The organism is Gardnerella greenwoodii 00703Dmash, assembly GCF_000263635.1.
GTDB lineage: Bacteria > Actinomycetota > Actinomycetes > Actinomycetales > Bifidobacteriaceae > Bifidobacterium > Bifidobacterium greenwoodii.
Map to the genome: position 1 here is coordinate 14,750 of NZ_ADEV01000006.1, position 17,628 is coordinate 32,377.

15 protein-coding genes are annotated in these 17,628 nt (G+C 43.7%); 5 read left to right on the forward strand and 10 right to left on the reverse strand.

Translation table 11 applies throughout. The features are described from left to right. The first annotated feature begins 352 nt into the window (after window positions 1-352). Window positions 353-1,807 (forward strand): C1 family peptidase, encoded by a 1,455-nt coding sequence (locus tag NG78_RS03745; protein WP_004129237.1) that lies wholly within the window; start codon window positions 353-355, stop codon window positions 1,805-1,807. Window positions 1,808-2,297: 490 nt separating this feature from the next. Here the strand turns inward: NG78_RS03745 and metG are convergent, their stop codons facing one another. Next, a complete protein-coding gene (metG, locus tag NG78_RS03735; protein ID WP_004129240.1) occupies window positions 2,298-4,169 on the reverse strand; it encodes a methionine--tRNA ligase in 1,872 nt (623 codons plus the stop codon). A 310-nt stretch (window positions 4,170-4,479) separates the two neighbouring features. Between metG and NG78_RS03730 the strand changes: the two genes are divergently transcribed. After that, window positions 4,480-5,106, forward strand: coding sequence for a hypothetical protein (locus NG78_RS03730; RefSeq protein ID WP_004129241.1), 627 nt, complete (start codon window positions 4,480-4,482; stop codon window positions 5,104-5,106). Next, window positions 5,097-5,366, forward strand: coding sequence for a variant leucine-rich repeat-containing protein (locus tag NG78_RS03725; protein ID WP_004129243.1), 270 nt, complete (start codon window positions 5,097-5,099; stop codon window positions 5,364-5,366). The genes NG78_RS03730 and NG78_RS03725 overlap by 10 nt, the downstream gene beginning before the upstream one ends. A 109-nt stretch (window positions 5,367-5,475) precedes the next feature. On the opposite strand, the gene rsmI is transcribed toward NG78_RS03725, so the two are convergent. The 8 genes from rsmI to ptsP form a co-directional block, all read right to left on the reverse strand. After that, window positions 5,476-6,456 carry a 16S rRNA (cytidine(1402)-2'-O)-methyltransferase gene (rsmI, locus tag NG78_RS03720; protein WP_004137154.1) on the reverse strand — a complete coding sequence of 327 codons (981 nt, stop codon included), beginning with the start codon at window positions 6,454-6,456 and terminating at the stop codon, window positions 5,476-5,478. 17 nt (window positions 6,457-6,473) lie between these two features. Next, complete coding sequence (locus tag NG78_RS03715; RefSeq protein ID WP_004129250.1) at window positions 6,474-7,991, reverse strand: formate--tetrahydrofolate ligase; 1,518 nt, start codon at window positions 7,989-7,991, stop codon at window positions 6,474-6,476. 48 nt (window positions 7,992-8,039) lie between these two features. Beyond that, window positions 8,040-9,647, reverse strand: coding sequence for a C69 family dipeptidase (locus tag NG78_RS03710; protein WP_004129253.1), 1,608 nt, complete (start codon window positions 9,645-9,647; stop codon window positions 8,040-8,042). A 75-nt stretch (window positions 9,648-9,722) separates the two neighbouring features. After that, window positions 9,723-10,274, reverse strand: coding sequence for a YbhB/YbcL family Raf kinase inhibitor-like protein (locus NG78_RS03705; RefSeq protein WP_004129257.1), 552 nt, complete (start codon window positions 10,272-10,274; stop codon window positions 9,723-9,725). 344 nt (window positions 10,275-10,618) lie between these two features. After that, window positions 10,619-12,136, reverse strand: coding sequence for a PTS ascorbate transporter subunit IIC (locus tag NG78_RS03700; protein WP_004137153.1), 1,518 nt, complete (start codon window positions 12,134-12,136; stop codon window positions 10,619-10,621). Window positions 12,137-12,190: 54 nt separating this feature from the next. Next, window positions 12,191-12,460: a PTS sugar transporter subunit IIB gene (locus NG78_RS03695; protein ID WP_004574742.1), complete on the reverse strand. Its 270-nt coding sequence runs from the start codon at window positions 12,458-12,460 to the stop codon at window positions 12,191-12,193. Between the two features lie 61 nt (window positions 12,461-12,521). Continuing rightward, window positions 12,522-12,971 carry a PTS sugar transporter subunit IIA gene (locus NG78_RS03690; RefSeq protein ID WP_004137152.1) on the reverse strand — a complete coding sequence of 150 codons (450 nt, stop codon included), beginning with the start codon at window positions 12,969-12,971 and terminating at the stop codon, window positions 12,522-12,524. Window positions 12,972-13,037: 66 nt separating this feature from the next. Continuing rightward, entirely contained in the window at window positions 13,038-14,696 is a 1,659-nt protein-coding gene (gene ptsP, locus NG78_RS03685; protein WP_004129265.1) for a phosphoenolpyruvate--protein phosphotransferase, read from the reverse strand. A gap of 268 nt (window positions 14,697-14,964) precedes the next feature. Here ptsP and NG78_RS03680 point away from each other — a divergent pair, with 268 nt between their 5' ends. Then, window positions 14,965-15,231: an HPr family phosphocarrier protein gene (locus tag NG78_RS03680; protein ID WP_004129267.1), complete on the forward strand. Its 267-nt coding sequence runs from the start codon at window positions 14,965-14,967 to the stop codon at window positions 15,229-15,231. 109 nt (window positions 15,232-15,340) lie between these two features. Next, the gene (locus tag NG78_RS03675; RefSeq protein WP_004137149.1) at window positions 15,341-16,420 is read left to right on the forward strand and encodes a LacI family DNA-binding transcriptional regulator; all 1,080 of its coding nucleotides are present in this window, start codon (window positions 15,341-15,343) and stop codon (window positions 16,418-16,420) included. Window positions 16,421-16,440: 20 nt separating this feature from the next. Here the strand turns inward: NG78_RS03675 and NG78_RS03670 are convergent, their stop codons facing one another. Beyond that, window positions 16,441-17,610 carry a DNA polymerase III subunit delta' gene (locus tag NG78_RS03670; RefSeq protein WP_004137147.1) on the reverse strand — a complete coding sequence of 390 codons (1,170 nt, stop codon included), beginning with the start codon at window positions 17,608-17,610 and terminating at the stop codon, window positions 16,441-16,443. Between the last annotated feature and the right edge of the window lie 18 nt (window positions 17,611-17,628).

Consider the following 17,628-nt stretch of genomic DNA (forward strand, 5'->3'; position numbering starts at 1 on the left):
ATATAAAAGCAAAATTTAGAATATATAAGTTATATTATACAGATTACAACCTACACAAAAGCGCAGAATTTCAACGTTTCTTTGATATATAATTACGAAATAATATGTATTACAGAATCAAAAAATTATTTTTATACATGCAAAATACGCGTTATCAGCAAATATAATAAATTCAAAAATTAATTACAAAAACTGAATATTTAACGGAAAAAGTTTAGTTTTACAAAAATAATTAAGGTTATTCGCGCAAAGGCCGGAAATCGCTATAAACAAGAAACACACGCAAGACATTGTGCAGTATACAATATCTGTTATTCGTATTATCAACTCTAAAAGGAGACTGAGTAAACTCATGGCTGAAAACGTTAAAGCCGTAACTCTGGAACATGTAAAAAATTATTCCAAGCACTTCAACGAGCAGCGTGCAAATCTTTTAGCAGCAAATGCAGCAGTAACAAATGGCGTGCTTAAAGCTGCAACAAGCTATCAAGGTCAGCGCGCGCTGCCACGCGAATTCTCTGTGGAATTAAAGCAAGGAAGCATTACAAATCAAAAACGTTCCGGGCGATGCTGGATGTTTGCATCCCTTAACACTTTGCGATATGAGTTAATGCATAAGTGGAATTTAGATGACTTTGAGTTTTCAGAAAGCTACCTGTTCTTCTGGGACAAGATTGAAAAAGCAAACGCGTATTTGGAAAACGTGTTGGCAACTTTGGATGAAGAACTTGATAGTCGAGTTTTTGAAAGCATTAACTACGGTCCGATTGATGACGGCGGTTGGTGGCAAATGTTCGTCAACCTGGTAAACAAGTACGGACTTGTGCCAAAGAGCGCCTACCCTGATTCGCAGAATGCAACTGATTCCGACTCCTTTGTGCAGTACATCAATACAAAGTTGCGCGAGTTTGCTTGCGAATTGCGCGAAGCTTATAAGAACGGCTCTTCTTTGGAAGAATTGCGCGAAATGAAAATCCGCGATTTGGAAACCGTTTACCGCATGACCACTATTGCGCTCGGCGAGCCGCCAGCAAAGTTCGACTTCTTCGCACGTACTAAAGATGACGACGATAAGAAGGACGAGAAAAAGAACGAAAACAAGGATGGCGAAAAAGCCGACGAAGAAAAGAAGGACAGCAAGGACGACAAGCCAAAGACTGGCAAAGACGAACGTCCGATGATTCGCGAATACGGCATTACTCCACTTGAGTTCGCTAAGAAATATGTTCCTGTTGACGTAAACGACTTCGTAACATTGTGCAACTCGCCTATGAAACGAACTCCTTTCAACAAGCGCTATCAACTCAAGTACAGCACGAATGTTGCTGAAACAGATGAGCTTGAATTTGTGAACGTTCCTCTTGAAGTGTTCCGAAAGGCAGCTGTAGCGCAGCTAAGCGACGGACACCCAATTTGGTTTGCTTGCGATTGCACACAGTTCTCTTTGCGCGATAGCGGCTTCTTTGATCCTGCAGTAGTTCGCGTTGACCAACTCTTCGATGTTGAATTTACATTCGATAAGGCGAAGGGTTTGGAATACATGGATATTCCAGGAAATCACGCTATGACATTTACAGGCGTGAACTTAGACGAAAACGGCAACCCGGATCGCTGGAAGATTGAGAACAGCTGGGGTAAGGATGCAGGCGAAGATGGCTACTACGTTGGCTCTGCCGACTGGTTCGACCGCTACGTTACTGAAGTAATCATCAATAAGAAGTATCTTGACGAAGCAACTCTTGCCATCTTAAAGCAAGAGCCTGTAATGCTTGAGCCGTGGGAGCCACTTTCAAAGCGCTGCCGCTAGTTTAAGTGCTTAAATTTATAAGCGCAGATTGCTTTTTGCAGTCTGCGCTTTTGTTTTAGCGCTTTTATGAAACATTTGCCGTGATCTTCCACGGCATTTGTTTTCGTTTCGACAGCATTTGACCACAAACGCCGTGATCTTTCCACGGCATTTGTTTTCGTTTTTGTGGGTTTTGGAAACATTTGCCGTGTAATTTTCCGGCATTTGTAGCTGTTTGGATTGGCGAATGCTTTCAAGCGATGAAACAAATGATAAAAAAGAAGCCCGGCGGGAGGAAACCCGCCGGGGCAGAGAGAAAGAGAGAAGAAGGTTTCAATTATGGGGTTCGCGAACGAACCTCGCTAATGGCGAACCATTAACATATGTTAGTATAGCTAAACTTTCGTCCAAAGGAAAGAGTTTTTCCTTAAAATTTCCTTAAAATATTTTTTATTAAGAAAACTTGCTATATTTTTTGTTATTTTATAACGATTTACCTAAAATTTTCAACCTATTCGCCACTATTTTCCAAAGATTTTTTTGCAGCAGCAAGTCTTTCTGCTTCAACACGCTGACGCTCAGCCAATGCAGAAGCAAAACGTTCAAGCTCCTCATCAACCGCTTCCTTAGGAATCTTAGCAAAAATAGGAGTTGGCTTAGGAACAGGCGTTCCCGCAACCAATTCCTCACTCTCCCACGGATGTACAGTTTCACCCAAACGATAATCACCCGTAATAATCGGATACTTAAAGTCCGGATTATCCAAATCCTCTACTTCCTCAATATGAGGCAACGGTGAGAACACGCCAGTGCCACCAAGAGCTTCCCAAACCTTTTGCGCTGCATGAGGCAAGAACGGAGCAAGAAGATGATTAGCATCCGAAACAGCCTGCGCAGCCACGTGCAATACGGTTCCGAGACGAGCTTCGTCATCCTTAATCTTCCACGGCTCAGTTGCGGAAATATATTTATTAATATCCGCAACTACTCGCATTGCTTCCGTAAGAGCATTCTTCTGACGATGACGCTCAATCAAGCTACCAACCAAAGCAAACGCATCAGAAGTCTGATCAAGCAAAGCGCGATCCATTGAAGTCATAGAATCTTCATCCAAAGGAGGAATCTCGCCAAAATTCTTATTGATAAGATTTGCCACACGGTTAACAAGATTGCCCCAACTTGCAGCAAGCTCTTCGTTATTATGACGAGCAAACTCAGCCCAAGTAAAATCAGCATCAGAATTTTCAGGGCCTGCAATAGAAATGTAGTATCGCACAGCATCCACAGGATAACGAGCCAAAATATCCTTCACGTAAATAACAATTCCGCGCGAAGAACTGAACTTCTTGCCTTCCATAGTCATAAACTCAGAAGCAACAACCTGCTCAGGCATATTAAGCGGTCCGTAAACACCAGACTCGCCGCCCTTTGATCCAGCTCCGTTATATGCGAGCATTTCCGAAGGCCAGATTTGAGAATGGAAAGTAATATTATCCTTGCCCATAAAGTAGTATCCAGGAGACTTAGGATCACACCACCAGTCGCGCCAAGCATCCGGCTTACCCTGCCTGCGCGCCCACTCAATAGAGGCAGACAAGTAGCCAATAACAGCGTCAAACCACACATACAAGCGCTTATTCGGGTTATCAATCCAACCTTCAACAGGAACCGGAATACCCCAATCAATATCGCGCGTAATAGCTCTAGGCTTTACTTCCTTAAATAAACCAAGCGAGAAGTTAATAACGTTAGTACGCCAACCTTCACGCGAATGAAGCCAATTAACATTCGCCTCAGCCAAAGACGGCAAATCCAAGAAGTAGTGTTCAGTTTCTTCAAAGCGAGGAGTTTCTCCGTTGATCTTAGAAACAGGATTGATAAGCTCATCCGGATCAAGCTCATTTCCACAAGCATCACACTGGTCGCCGCGAGCGCCATCCGCACCACACAATGGACAAGTTCCCTCAATATAACGATCAGGCAAAGTACGTCCGGTAGAAGGCGAAATTGCAACCTTCTGCGTACCTTTATAAATATAACCGTTCTTTAAGCACTGACGGAACATTTCCTGAACCACATGCTCATGGTTTGCGGTTGTTGTGCGCGTAAACAAATCGTAGCTTAAACCTAAATCGCATAAATCCTTAGTAATTACGCGATTGTAACGGTTTGCAAGCTCTTGCGCAGAAACGCCTTCTTTATCTGCCTCAACCAAAATAGGCGTGCCGTGTTCATCAGTTCCAGAAACCATCAACACGTCATTACCCTTCATGCGCTCGTAACGCGCGTACACGTCTGAAGGAACACCAAATCCAGCAACGTGACCAATATGACGAGGGCCATTAGCGTAAGGCCATGCAACATTCACCAAAATATGACTCATAGGCAAATATTATCTTGTTCAGCGCGGACAGTTCTAGACGAATATCAAAGAAAAATTTAGAGAAAAGCGCAGAAAATAGCGCAAAAATAGCGTAAAAATAGCAGATTCTTACGAATATTCTAATTGTGAATATGTGCAAAACTTTTAGCTAATACGAATTATATGCACTTAAAAACAATAACGATTCAATATTGATTAAGTATCTATTCAAATAGCAATTCACATATCCACAATTTATTTATTTAATCTTATTTACCTCTAAAAATTTTCATAATCTCAATTCTTAAATCAATAAAAAGAGAGGAAGAATATGATTGATCAACAAATGGCATATACGATTTGGAAAATCGGCAAAATAGACAACGAAGAATTCCCGCCTCTTCTTGATAACAACCATTTACCTGGGCCAATGTGCATGAAAAAGCTTTCTAAATTTGGAATATTTAACCGCTTAACATCTAATACCGGCTACTCGCACAAAACGGCTATTTCTATGTGCGGAAGAAGCAATATAGTAAACGATTTAATACCTTCGGAAAGCGTTGCTTGCTTATTTACAGCTGCGTGGGTGTGGCTTGGTGGAAATTTTCCTGAAAATATAGATGTTATTGATTACGGTCATTATAGAAGGAAACCACACGGTCACACAATTCGATCATTTCGTAGGAAATTAAACGAAAAAGACTATGTTACTCTTGGAAAAACTCGCATAACAACTCCGGAGAGAACAATATGCGATTTAGCATATACACAAGGAGATAGTGAAAATTACGAGTTATACAGAAAAAGCATTGCAAACTTACTAATATCTCACTATCGCGTAGATTTGCACGAGTGCAGACGTATTATTGACAGCAATCCTTATTTTCCAGGCTCTGTGCGCGCAAGAACTTGGCTGAATGATATTGCGAATGAAATAAGGAAACCATGGAAATGAAATTCAACTCATTCACGAAGGAGCATGCAAGCTCTCCTCCCAAGCCGCCAATACTCCTTACGCCTGTTGTTGCAAGCGACCCCTCAACAAATCCGGAAATCTTGTGGCATATTGCAAAACATATACCCGAATTGCGTAAATGGGTTATTGCAAATCCTTCTGCAGACGCTCATCTTTTAGAATACATTTCTCAACAAGGCGGACCGGATGTTCGTCACAGTTTTGAAGTGTTATTTGCATCTTATGATAGCGATATATGACATCTATTACGGCAGACTTACAGCAGGCTTACAGCAAGACTTACAGCAGGCTTTAAGGCAGGCTTACGGCAATAGTTTTAGGATTATTTGAAATTTATACGAAAATTCCCTACTCAGCCTCACCTTTTTGTTTAAGGCATGCTGCGTAAACTTGCTTACGATTTGCAAAAGAACCATCTAAAAGCGGATGCTCTTTTACTACTTTCGTAATTGCTTCTTTAATGCGCAAACCTTCCTTTTCTGCGCAATCAGCCGCAAGCTCAGCAAGAGCATCTACGCTTAAATCTTGACTTTCTGCTCTAACTTCATCATCGTTAGCTCCCCCAATAACCAGCACAATTTCGCCACGAGGAGGATCAGCCAGCACGCCGTCGTAAATACTTTGCACATTCCCGCGGCGAATTTCCTCAAAATCTTTAGTAAGCTCTCGGCATAATGCCATTGGTCTATTAGGGCCAAGCACGACTAATAGATCTTCCATAGCTTCTGCAATTCGGTGCGGAGCCTCATAAAACACGATTGTTCTGCGCTCTGCTTTAAGAGAACGCAAATGTTGCTGTCGTTCACCAGACTTTCTTGGCAAAAAACCTTCGTAGCAGAAGCGATCAGTTGGCAATCCAGAAAGCGCAAGCGCATCAAGAACCGCACTAGGGCCTGGAGCACATGTAACAGGAAGTCCACGTTCAATAGCCCGGCGAACAATTGCTAAACCTGGGTCGTTAATAGTTGGCATTCCGGCATCTGAAACCACAAGAACCTTAGCACCCTGCTCTACTTCGTCGAGCAAACCGTCGGCCTTATTTCGCTCATTGTGATCGTGATACGCAACAACGCGCCCAGAAACATGAACCCCAAGTCGATTCGCCAAATCGTAAAGCCTACGCGTATCTTCAGCTGCCACAATATCTGCAGTTTCTAGGAGATTTATTAGCCTAGAAGAAGCGTCACCAATATTACCAATTGGCGTTGCGGCAAGAAAAACCTTGCCGCATTTACTACCAATAGGCGATTCTGCGAGAACGACTTTGCTACGTAAATTACGATTTCCTGAAGTATTATTTTTAATTTCTTCAGATTCGGTCTCGCTCATTTTTACTCCTTGCCAATTCACACAATTTTTGGCATTGGCGTTGTAAGAGATGCAGTAAGGTTTACTTGCACAACTCCAGCACCAGCGTGAACTTCCACCTTCTTTAAGGTAACTGTGCGCTCCCCAGCAGGCTTGTGATCGTCGTCCGTCATGGTTGCAGGAGACTTGACTGCCACTAACGCAAGGCTGTTGAAATCAACACCTGCATTTGCGCACAAATCTTGCGCTGCAGACAGAGAATCAGCAAAGCCATCTTTTTCAATAACACGATCAGCTGGAACGCCGTAAGCTTCTTCACACAGAAGCTTAATTCGATTCATAAGAGTATTTCCGCGCCTGGATTCAGGAGCATACGCTTTAGTATCTGCACTAATTACAGACACAAAATCGTCAAGCTGATCTGCCAAACCATCGCCGCCGTCGCGAAAAAGATTGCCAACAATCGGCTTCCTAAATCCCAAAGATTTCGCCTGCGCCAATAGTTCAGGAACCTGATCATCCTCACCTTCCCACAAATTAATAAGCGGGAAAGTAGGAATATTAAGAGATTCAAGACGAGCAACATGGAATGGGTAGCGCCAAGCCAAAGTTTCGTCATCTCGCCAAGTAGTTGCGCGAGTAACTACAACTGCAGCGGCAGGCCATTTTGCGCCAAATTCGCGGGAAGCAATATCAAGCCACTTTTGAGCACCAGCATCCGTACCATAACCAGCTTCTACAACAACAACATCATGCTCAGCGCAAGCCATTTCAACGCTTACAAGGCTTGGAATACCGAGCGAAACGTTTGCAAACGGACCGCAATGCACATAAATCGGCGAACCGTTAATAGTTTCTGTCTTTGCAGGATTTACAGCGTCGGAAAGAATATTTGTAATTCGCCACAAATCAACGAAATCACCAAACTTACGAGGAACACCATCCTTTGTGCCAGCAATCATTGAAGCAACGCGCTCGGAAATCTCATCCATGCTGCGCGAAAGAACAACAATTTGCATAAGCTCGCATGTTGGAGTCAAAACGACTCGCTCAGGAACAGTGCCCTTGCCATAATCAACAGCAATGCTGCGAAGTGAACGAGATGGAACTTCACTTACGCGAGGAACCAAAATCGTATCAAGCACGCCTTCATCAACTGCTTTTTCTGCAAACGACACAAGCAAATTCTGCGCGCAAGCAATAGCAGCCATCTCACCACACAAGCCCCAATCAATAAGCTCAGGATGAGAAAGCGAAGACTTACCGCCGCCGCTTGCGCCGCCTTTAGAACCAGCGGCCGTAATGCCCATGCTTGGCTGACGAAGAACCGCAGCCGCGTCAACACCGCGCTCACGCAAGGCATCAACCAAAGCAATCGTAGTAGTTGTTTTACCTTCACCACGAGATGCTTTCAGCGGAGTGTCTGCAGTAACAAGAAGCACTTTTCCATGCTTGCGAGGCTGATCAGGATTCTGCTTTAAATAGTCCAAATACCCGAATGCATCAATCTTTTTAACCAAGCCGAATGTTGTTGTGTATTTATCAATAATGCTCATGTTCCCCACTTTCATAGGCATAATGCATAAATGCATATTTTATATAATTTAATGATCAGAACGGTTAAAGCCATTTTTCATACGCATACTTGTAATGTAAAGAACATTATCAAGCAACGCGTCTGTTTCCTTCTTCAACCTTTCTGCCATGCCGTCATTCGCGTTAGCCAAAGCCTCACGAACTTTTGCGTCGCGAAGAGCGGCAATAATTTCTTCCGGATTGCGCACAACATCGCCGCAATAACCGTCTTCATCGCATTCACGCTCTGGCTCGTAATCGCTTAAAGAAACGCCAAGCAAATCAGCAATTTCTTTATCTGTGCGCTTAACCATTGCATGCCCGAGAGAGCCAACAGTTTCCTGGTAACGCTCAATCGTATTAGCTGTATCGTTAAACGCAGCATCGGCAAGAGCTGCAATAATGCGATTTTCCCAATAGAAGTTTTCGCTTGTTACGCGAGTAGTTGTATCTTCCAAATATTTTGGAGTGCGATTTACGTTCGGATAAAACGGCACCAAAGCGTTGAAAGGATTAGAACCGTAAGTAATCCACTGAATTGCACGCATTTCTTCCGGCATGTAAGGACGGATTTGCATTACAGCAAGCTCGCTTTGACGGTTAATGCCGATTGGGCGCAACATGTGGCGAGTATGCTCGTCTCCAAGCTTTCCGTAAGGATCATATTCAGTGCCCTGATAGTGCGAGCTTAAAACGTACTTAACGTCTTCAATGGTTACCTTGCGTTCTGGCTGGCGAGCCCAAGGAATGTCGTTGCTGTCCGGACGATGATCAGCGTCTTTACCATCCCACACTTCGTCATACGGATTCAAGAAGCGCTCCATGAACCATGCGCGAGGAGTATTGTAAACATGATCAGAATCCGAATGAGAGCCAAAAGCATCGCGAGGATTGAAAGGAGAAGCGTTTTCAACCGACAAATCCAAGTGATTTTCTTTAATAAACTCAAGCAAATCAGCCGAGCACATGTGCTCTTCTTGCTCACCAAAAGCGTCATCCAAGTCAAACTCGTCAATACCAAGCTGGTTTGGCATAACAACGTAAGCTTCATCCGGCACGCGCTTAGCAATCCAATGATGGCCGCCAACAGTTTCAAGCCACCAAATCTCGTTTACGTCCGAAAAAGCAACGCCGTTCATTTCGTAAGTGCCGTATTTTTCAAGCAACGCACCCAAACGCTCAACGCCTTCGCGAGCGCTACGAATATAAGGCAAAACAATCGTCAGGAAGTCTTCTTCGCCAATTCCACCAGGCACTTCCGGCTTATAATCAGCATCTCCAACTTTGCCCTGTGCTTTTTGAAGCTCAACCATTGGATCCGCTCCGAGCACGCGCTCGTTGGACGTAAGCGTTTCGGTTGCGCTCATTGCAACGTTTGCTTCGTTTACGCCGGCCTCTCCCCAAATTCCTTCGCGCAAATCAGCGTTTGGCACGCTTGTGTATTGCATTGGATTGTCTGGAAGTTCAACCGTCACGTGACTAAGAACAGACTTATAAACGCGAGGCTGATCTTCTGGCTTTACTACTACTAAGCGCTTTGGATTAAATTCGCCATTTGCGGAGTCTTCGTTACGCGCAATAAGCGTAGATCCGTCGTAGCTTGCGCCGCGTCCGACGAGAATTGTTGTGCATGCCATTTGCAGCCCCCATTGTGAGTTTCAATATTTTACTAATTTTTTATTCCTGATTGATTCTATCGCTAGTTACTTAAATTAGGCGCGCCCAGTAAAGAACATTCCGCCCGCATCTACGCCGCTAGTGCAGTTACGAATTTCGCGCAACAATTCATTCATGTAGAAGCCTTGTTTAAGATTTGGCAAAGGTTGTTCCGTGCCGAAAACTTCAAGCATGTATTCGTGATCTTTATCCGGAGGCTGAGGACCGTTGTAACGCATAGTAATTGCTGGATCTTCACAACCAACGAATCTGCTTGCTTGTGAATTGCGTCCTTGAACTGCTTCCGGAATCATCGACGGCATTTTGCGCGAAAAATCTTCCGGAATTTGCAAAGCATGAGAATCGTTAAAATCAAACATTAACGCATCTACTGGCACGTTTGCAGCCGTCCAATGAATCCATTCAAAACCGCATACCGGTATTGCATCATCGTCAACAAGTCGCCAATGTAGGTAGTGCACAAAAGATGGCATATTGTCAATGTAAAACGGGAATGAAACTACTGGAACTCCGTTAATTTTATTCTGCGACGGTGCAGCTTTAGAATAATCGTCCGGAATAATAGTGAAATCTGTAGAAATATTCATAATTCAAGTATCTACTATTACATAGCACTAATCAACTGCGTTAATAAATTACTTATTTGCAAACTATTCGCTTTACGCGCGTTGAGCACTGTTACTAACTCAGTCAGCAAACTGAGAAAATAACGGTAATAAGCAAAACACCGTTAAAAACTCAGCTAACAAACTGAGAAAGTAACGGTAATAAGCAAAACACCGTTAAAAACTCAGCTAACAAACTGAGATATTAACAGTGTTGCAGCTTGTCCTATAACTTCGAAGATTAATTAGATTAATAAAAACGTGCGCCCAGCTATATAAATAACCGGGCGCACTGATTTAGAAAATGGAGATTTTATACTCGATTTTTACTTTGCTGCAGCCTCCTTATTAGCAGCCATAGCAGCCTTCTTGGCAGCACGCTCTTGTTCCTTAATGCTTTCAATGAACTCAGCATGCTTTACTGCAGGAAGCCAGCCGGCGTTAACAACCTTAACCTGCCATACCCAAGCCAAAGCAAAGATTATAACTGCAAAAACAATCAAGCTTACAGAACCAACGCCTGCACCAAGGTGTGCAAAGTTACCAACAACAGTGCCAACCCAACCAAAGTCAGCATCACCGAAGGTGGAGTTTGCCAAACCGAAGGAACCCATAACAGTGAGCAATACTGCTGGTAGGAATGTAATAATCAAGCCGTTAATGAAACCACCGAGAATGGCACCACGACGACCGCCGGTTGCGTTACCGAATACGCCAGCACCGCCGCCATCGAAGAAGTGAGGAACCATGCCAGGAAGAATCAAGGCCAAGCCCCAAGCCGGTCCCATCCACACTGCAATAATGCCAAGAGCTACAAGGCCACCAACGAAGGAAGCCAAGAAGCCAATGAGGGAAGCGTTAGCACCGTATGGGAATACGATTGGAATATCCAATGCTGGGCGTGCGCCTGGAACAACCTTGTTAGCAATGCCCTGGAATGCAGGAACCAATTCGCCCAAGATAATACGAACGCCGTAGAGGATTACACTAACGCCAATGCCGAACTGCAAAGCCTGAGCAAAAGCAGCCATGTAGAATGCGCTGTAATCAGCAGGATGAGATGCGAAAATCTTGAAGAGTTCCTTTGCTGGCAAAACAACAGAAGCCCATACTGCAAACACAAGATAAAGCACAACCATCAACAAAGTGGTAGAAACCATGGAATCACGCAAGAAGCTCAAGCCCTTAGGGAAGTTGATGTCTTCAGTAGACTTTGACTTCTTACCAACAGCCGCACCAACAGCACCAGAAACAATGTAGCTTAAGGAGTTGAAGTGACCGATTGAAAGCTTATCGCTTCCGGTAATGCGGTTCATGAATGGCTGAGCAAAAGCTGGCAAAACAACCATAACAGTAGCCATAATAATGGAACCAACAATAACAATAAGAAGCTGGTTGCTTGCGCCGAAGCCTACAGAAAGCACCAAAGCAAGAAGCATAGACATGAACACCATGTGGTGACCAGTCAAGAAGATGTACTTTAGTGGAGTAAAGCGTGCAGCAAGAAGCATAAGAACAAAGCTAAGCACAATAATGTATGCAGAGGTAGCACCGTACTGTCCTGCAGCCTGAGCTGTAATAACTTCGTTAGTAGGAACAACGCCGTGTGCACCAGTAGACTTCAAAACTAAGTCACCAAATGGAGCAAGAGCACCAACGACAACGCCGGCACCTGCGCCCAAAATGAGGTAACCCATAGCAGCCTTTAAGCCGCCTGCAATAACTTGTCCTGCACTACGCTTTAGCGCAATAAGACCGATTGCTGCAATAATACCAATCAAATAAGCCGGCACATTCAAAATCTGCTGACTTATGAAATTTAAAACCTGAACTACAATGTTCATTTTTATTTCCTTCTTTTTTATTCCCTAGGGAAAAGCAAATACTATGAGTAATTACTATACGTAACGCTCAAGTATGCTCTTCACCTCTTCAACATCCATGAAATTTTCAATTGTTTCCACAGGAGTGGTAGTGCCCTCAAGCTCTGGAGCAAGCTGAGGAGATGTGAGAACGAGGTCGTTCATATTAGCGGTACCTTTTGCACTTCCAGCATCGGAAGTAGTAACCGTAACATCAAGACCAAGGTCTGCTGCTGCAGCCTCAACATTGATTTTGAGCAGTACAGACGTGCCAATGCCGTTTCCGCATACGCACAGAATATTCATAATAGCCTCTTTCATTGAGTGATCATTTTTAATTTTACAAAATTACTTTATGATTTAATATCTAACTTTTAAGAATCGCGCGAATTTCTTCAGCATTTTTTGCTTGCGCAAGTTCCTTAGTTTTTACAGGATTAGACAAAGCTGCAGCAACTGCGGCCATAACCCCAATATGCTCGCTTTCATCGTGACCTGCAAGACCAATAACTAAAGAAACCGGATCGTTAGCAGCATTGCCAAATTCAACAGGCGTGCTTAAACGAACCCAGCTTAAACCGCTTTTAAGAACCGCTGCAGATGGCCTTGAATGAGCCAAAGCCAAGCCTGGAGCAATAACAATATATGGCCCCATTTTCTCAACGGTTTCAATCATTTGATCCGTGTATTCGTCAGCGGTAAAGCCAGCTTCTCGCAAAGCATCGCCCGCAAGACGAATCGCATCGCGCCAATCCTTAGCCGCAATATCAAGATTAACTGCAGCGTCCGGAAGAAGCTCGTCAATATCAGCGCTCATATTTTCTCTTTTCTGATTATTTTTAATTTTTACTATTTTTTAAATTTTGTAATTATTAAATTTTGATTATTCCTGCATTATCGAACGGTAGAACTTTCCAGATAAAGCCTCTTGAGCTTTAACTTTTGCTTCATCAAATGTAGTCTGAGCAAGTTCTGCACGAACATCGTCCAAAGCAACTGGAGTCATAGAAAGCGAGTTGATACCAAGACCAGTAAGAACAACCGCCAAGTCTGGATCCGCCGCAGCTTCTCCACAAACTCCAACTGGCATACCATGAGCGTTACCAGCGTCCGCAATCATTTTAATTGCACGCAACACAGCAGGATGCCAAGCAGTTTGGTAATTAGAAACAGATCCAAGCGTTCGATCAGCCGCAAGAGTGTATTGCGTCAAATCATTCGTTCCAATAGAAACAAAATCAGCAACTTGAGCAACTTCTTCGGCAACCAAAGCAATAGAAGGAACTTCAGCCATAACGCCAACCTTCTTAAGACCTTTAGATTTACCAAGCTTTACAAAATACGCTGCTTCATGCTCGTCTGAAACCATTGGAGCCATTACCCACAAATCAGCATTAGTTACAGCATCAGCGCGAGCCAAGGCCTGCAACTGTCCGTCTAAAACATCCATATGCTGCCTTAAAGTACGCAAACCACGAAGACCTAGAGCAGGATTTGGTTCATCTTCCGGAGTCAGGAATGGCAACGGCTTATCTGCCCCAGCGTCAAGCAGACGAATAACAACTTTTTTGCCATCAAATTGAGATAGCAGCTTCGTGTAGGCTTCTGTTTGCTCTTCTACACTAGGAGGCTGCTCGTTACCGATAAACAGAAATTCTGTGCGGAACAAGCCGACACCTTCAGCACCATATTCATGCGCAACTTGAGCATCCGATGGCTTGCCAACATTTGCCAAAAGCGGAATCAAATGACCATCTTTAGTACTTCCAGGCAATCCGCGCAATTCACGAGCACGACTTAAGCGCTCACGAGACTCTTTAACATGCTCAATTTCTTCTTCGCTAGGGTCGCTTATAACACGTCCGCGAGCAGCATCAACTACAACCATTTGATGATTATTTAGTTGGCAAGCATCGTGCGCTCCAACAACAGCAACAATTCCGCGAGCGCGAGCAAGAATAGCAGTGTGACTAGTAGGGCCGCCGTCGATTGTAACAATTGCCTGAACCTTGCTTAAATCAAGCGAAGCAGTATCGGCAGGAGAAAGATCCCTAGCAACCAACACAAAAGGAGAATCGCTTTCTGGCACTCCAGGCGCTTCGACACCAAGCAAATATGCAATAACGCGCTGGCCAACATCGTGCAAATCTCCCGCACGCTCAGCCATATAGCCACCAAGATTACGCAACATATCTTCAAACTGCGCAAAGCCTTCCCAAGTAGCGCGTTCAGCTGTTTTTCCAGCGGAAATTCCAGCTTCAATCGCACTTATTAATGCTGGGTCCGACGCCATTTGAGCAAGAGCCTGCATAATTGGTGCTGCTTTTTTAGTTCCTTCATCCGCTGCTTTAAGAGCAGCTTGCGCGCGCTGTTGCAAGTCTTTGTTTACTGCATTTAGAGCGTTTTGTACCGAAATTTTGGCATCTTCGACTGATATTTCTGTAGGACGAGCCACATCTTGTGGCTCTCGCAAAGCAGGTGCCATACACAATACTTCACCAGACGCCATTGAACGACCAATACCAACACCAGTGATTACCATACTTAAACCCTCCTTTAGGTTTAGACGCTTTACCACAGCCGCAACGCCGCAGAAGCATTTCTTGTAGGTAAACGTTTCTTACTAATGAAACTATACACCATTAAAAACGTTGTTACAACAAGTGAAAACGTTTTCTGTATTTTTCAGTTAATTGTGTTACACTTAACATTAAAAATAGCAATAAGAAAAAACTTAAGAAAAAAAACTTTGCTTTTATACGAAAGTAAGATAAAAGTAGAAATTATTAATTTTATTCAAAGGAGAAAAAATGTCAGTCGCAACTCGCACCGTTACCATTGAAGACCCTGTTGGAATTCACGCTCGCCCAGCATCTGAATTTTCACAAGCCGCAATAGCCTCAAATTGCACTGTAACAATCGCCAAAGGCGAAGGAACTCCAGTAAGCGCAAACAGCATTCTTTCAATTATGGGTTTGGGTATTACTAAGGGAGACTCAATCACAATTACAGTAGACGGCGAAGATGCCGAAAATGTGGCAAGCAAGCTTGTAGAAGTAGTCACGAAAGGCGAATAATATAGAGTTAAGTAAATAAATGAACAGATAAATAATATTCACTTTATAATATTCGATTTGCGGTGCTGCTTATTATTAGCTACAGCACCGCACTCATTCGGGGGCACATATGACAAATCAAACAAATCAGAATGCCTCCATTACTCATGTAGCGGCGCTCGCAAAAGTTTCAATCGCAACAGTATCCCGCGTACTTTCTGGTCGTCGAGCCAAAGATGACGATATTGCAAAACGCGTTAGAAAAGCTGCAGAACAGCTTAATTATTCAGTAAATTATGCAGCAAGCGCATTAAGAAGCGACACGACTAACACAATCGGCGTAGTAATAAGTACAAGCAACGTAGACGATTCGTTCAACGTAAACATGCTTTCCGCCCTTGACGAGGCAGCTCAGAAAATAGACAAAATACTTCTTGTTGGAACAGGCAAAGATGCCGAAACACAAGAAGAGCGCATTGAAGAACTTATTGAACACAATGTTGACAGTCTTATTGTGATACAGTCTAACAATATTGATTTAACAAAAATACTTGAAAACTACGTAAATAATCTTCCAATTGTGCAAATCGGCGGCACTGCAACTTCGTTCCACATTAACTGGGTTGGCATGGATCAAGAATCCATGATGGAAGCTGCTTTAATACATCTTTCACACCACGACGCGCACAATATTGCTTATTTAAGCGGAAATGTTGACTCCACACAAAACGCAAACTTATTCGCTAATTTCCAGACTGCCGCAAGCCGATTAAGTCTACTTCCTGAGCCAGATTGGACGACTTTTGGCGAGCTTACTTATCAGCGTGGATTTAAGGATACTATGAGGCTCTTTTCCACTTCTGCAGCTAAGCAATCACGCAGACCAGACGCTATTATTTGCGCAAACGACGCCGTGGCAATGGGAGCTCTTTTGGCTTTAGATGAGCTTTCTTTAAAGGTTCCGCAAGATGTGCGCGTAATAGGTTACGGAGATAGCAGGCAGGCAAAAATATCTGAGCCTAAGCTTTCTTCAATCAGGCCTCCATACCAGCAGATTGCGCGCGAAGCTATTCGCTTAACCACTGTTGATAAGTCCGAACAACATTGGCTTCCAGCACACATGGAGTTTAGGCCAGAAATTATGCGCCGTGAATCAACTAACGCGCCGAGAATAGGCACAAGCGATATGTCACTTCCGTGGCGAATATAGCAAAACTCTACGTTACTTTTCTACAAAAGCGAGCAAAATAGAGCTTCAAAAACAAGAGTTGCGTTACCATTCCTAGCCAAGCGCTTACGAGCTGTAGCAATGTTGTCAACAAAATCAAGCGCCTGCTTCGCCGTTAGTCTTTTAGCAAGTTCCACAATTCCAGACTTGTATTCTTGATTTATTATTGGCGAAGTATCCTGCGCATTGTTAAGTATTACTAAAACGTCTCGATACACGCTGCTAATTGCGTCTAAAGAACGACCCAATACGTCGCGACTTACACGAGTAACTTTGCGCTTTACCTCATCTTTTTTACCAATTGCGTTATAAGCTGTGCGCAATTTTGGCGCAATACGATCGCCTTCTTTTAAGCCGTTAATTCTTAAAAATTCTTTCTGCTGAGCTTCAACATTTCGCTGAACTTCATCTTCTGCTTGAGCTTTTGCGTCTTCAATAAGCATTGCAGCAAGCATAATTGCGTCAGCAGCATCATGCATGCGAAGCAACCCTGCAACTAACTCATCTCGCCTACCTAAAGCACGCTCGTCGCTTGCGTAAATCAACGCGGTTTCTATATTTCCTTGAGAAAGTCTAGCTGCGCGACTTGCTAGCTTATTATCCGCATCCGTTTTTTTAATAAGATATTCTGCTACAGACTGCTCATCCGGCATGGCTAATTGCACAAGTTGTGTGCGCGAACGAATTGTTGGGAGCACATCTTTAGCGCTTGAAGCACAAAGAATCCAAATAGTGTGATTGCTAGGCTCTTCAATCTCTTTAAGAAGAACGTTTGTGCTGCGTTCCAACATTCTGTCAACGTCTTCAATAATTATTATTCGCCACGGAGCAGTGCTAGGCATTTGCTCTGAAATTCCAATAACTTCACGAACATCGTCAATACTGAGAGTAACACCTTCGGTTGCAAGCGTATGAACATCCGGATGCGAGCCCGCTAAAACTTCTTTGGCAGTTTTACTAAGCTCTTCTTCCCCATTAATATTTCGATTTGCGTCTAAACAATCCGGGCTTTCGAGAGCAGCAGCAAAAGCGCGCGCAACTTGTACGCTACCGAAGCCGGCAGCTCCGCAAATTAGCCAAGATTGGGCTATTTTACTGGCGTCCGCGCAAGCAACTTTTTGCAAACGCTTAATCACCTGCTCTTGACCAACTACATTATCCCAAACGCTCACTGCTTCACCCCCTAAATT

Excerpts from the sequence above, each read along its gene's own strand:
- NG78_RS03680 (WP_004129267.1), top strand. The coding sequence starts at position 14,965 with ATGTCAGTCGCAACTCGCACCGTTACCATTGAAGACCCTGTTGGAATT.
- NG78_RS03700 (WP_004137153.1), bottom strand. The coding sequence starts at position 12,136 with ATGAACATTGTAGTTCAGGTTTTAAATTTCATAAGTCAGCAGATTTTG.
- NG78_RS03725 (WP_004129243.1), top strand. The coding sequence starts at position 5,097 with ATGGAAATGAAATTCAACTCATTCACGAAGGAGCATGCAAGCTCTCCT.
- NG78_RS03695 (WP_004574742.1), bottom strand. The coding sequence starts at position 12,460 with ATGAATATTCTGTGCGTATGCGGAAACGGCATTGGCACGTCTGTACTG.
- rsmI (WP_004137154.1), bottom strand. The coding sequence starts at position 6,456 with ATGAGCGAGACCGAATCTGAAGAAATTAAAAATAATACTTCAGGAAAT.
- NG78_RS03705 (WP_004129257.1), bottom strand. The coding sequence starts at position 10,274 with ATGAATATTTCTACAGATTTCACTATTATTCCGGACGATTATTCTAAA.
- NG78_RS03675 (WP_004137149.1), top strand. The coding sequence starts at position 15,341 with ATGACAAATCAAACAAATCAGAATGCCTCCATTACTCATGTAGCGGCG.
- NG78_RS03710 (WP_004129253.1), bottom strand. The coding sequence starts at position 9,647 with ATGGCATGCACAACAATTCTCGTCGGACGCGGCGCAAGCTACGACGGA.
- ptsP (WP_004129265.1), bottom strand. The coding sequence starts at position 14,696 with ATGGTAATCACTGGTGTTGGTATTGGTCGTTCAATGGCGTCTGGTGAA.
- NG78_RS03730 (WP_004129241.1), top strand. The coding sequence starts at position 4,480 with ATGATTGATCAACAAATGGCATATACGATTTGGAAAATCGGCAAAATA.
- NG78_RS03745 (WP_004129237.1), top strand. The coding sequence starts at position 353 with ATGGCTGAAAACGTTAAAGCCGTAACTCTGGAACATGTAAAAAATTAT.
- metG (WP_004129240.1), bottom strand. The coding sequence starts at position 4,169 with ATGAGTCATATTTTGGTGAATGTTGCATGGCCTTACGCTAATGGCCCT.
- NG78_RS03690 (WP_004137152.1), bottom strand. The coding sequence starts at position 12,971 with ATGAGCGCTGATATTGACGAGCTTCTTCCGGACGCTGCAGTTAATCTT.
- NG78_RS03715 (WP_004129250.1), bottom strand. The coding sequence starts at position 7,991 with ATGAGCATTATTGATAAATACACAACAACATTCGGCTTGGTTAAAAAG.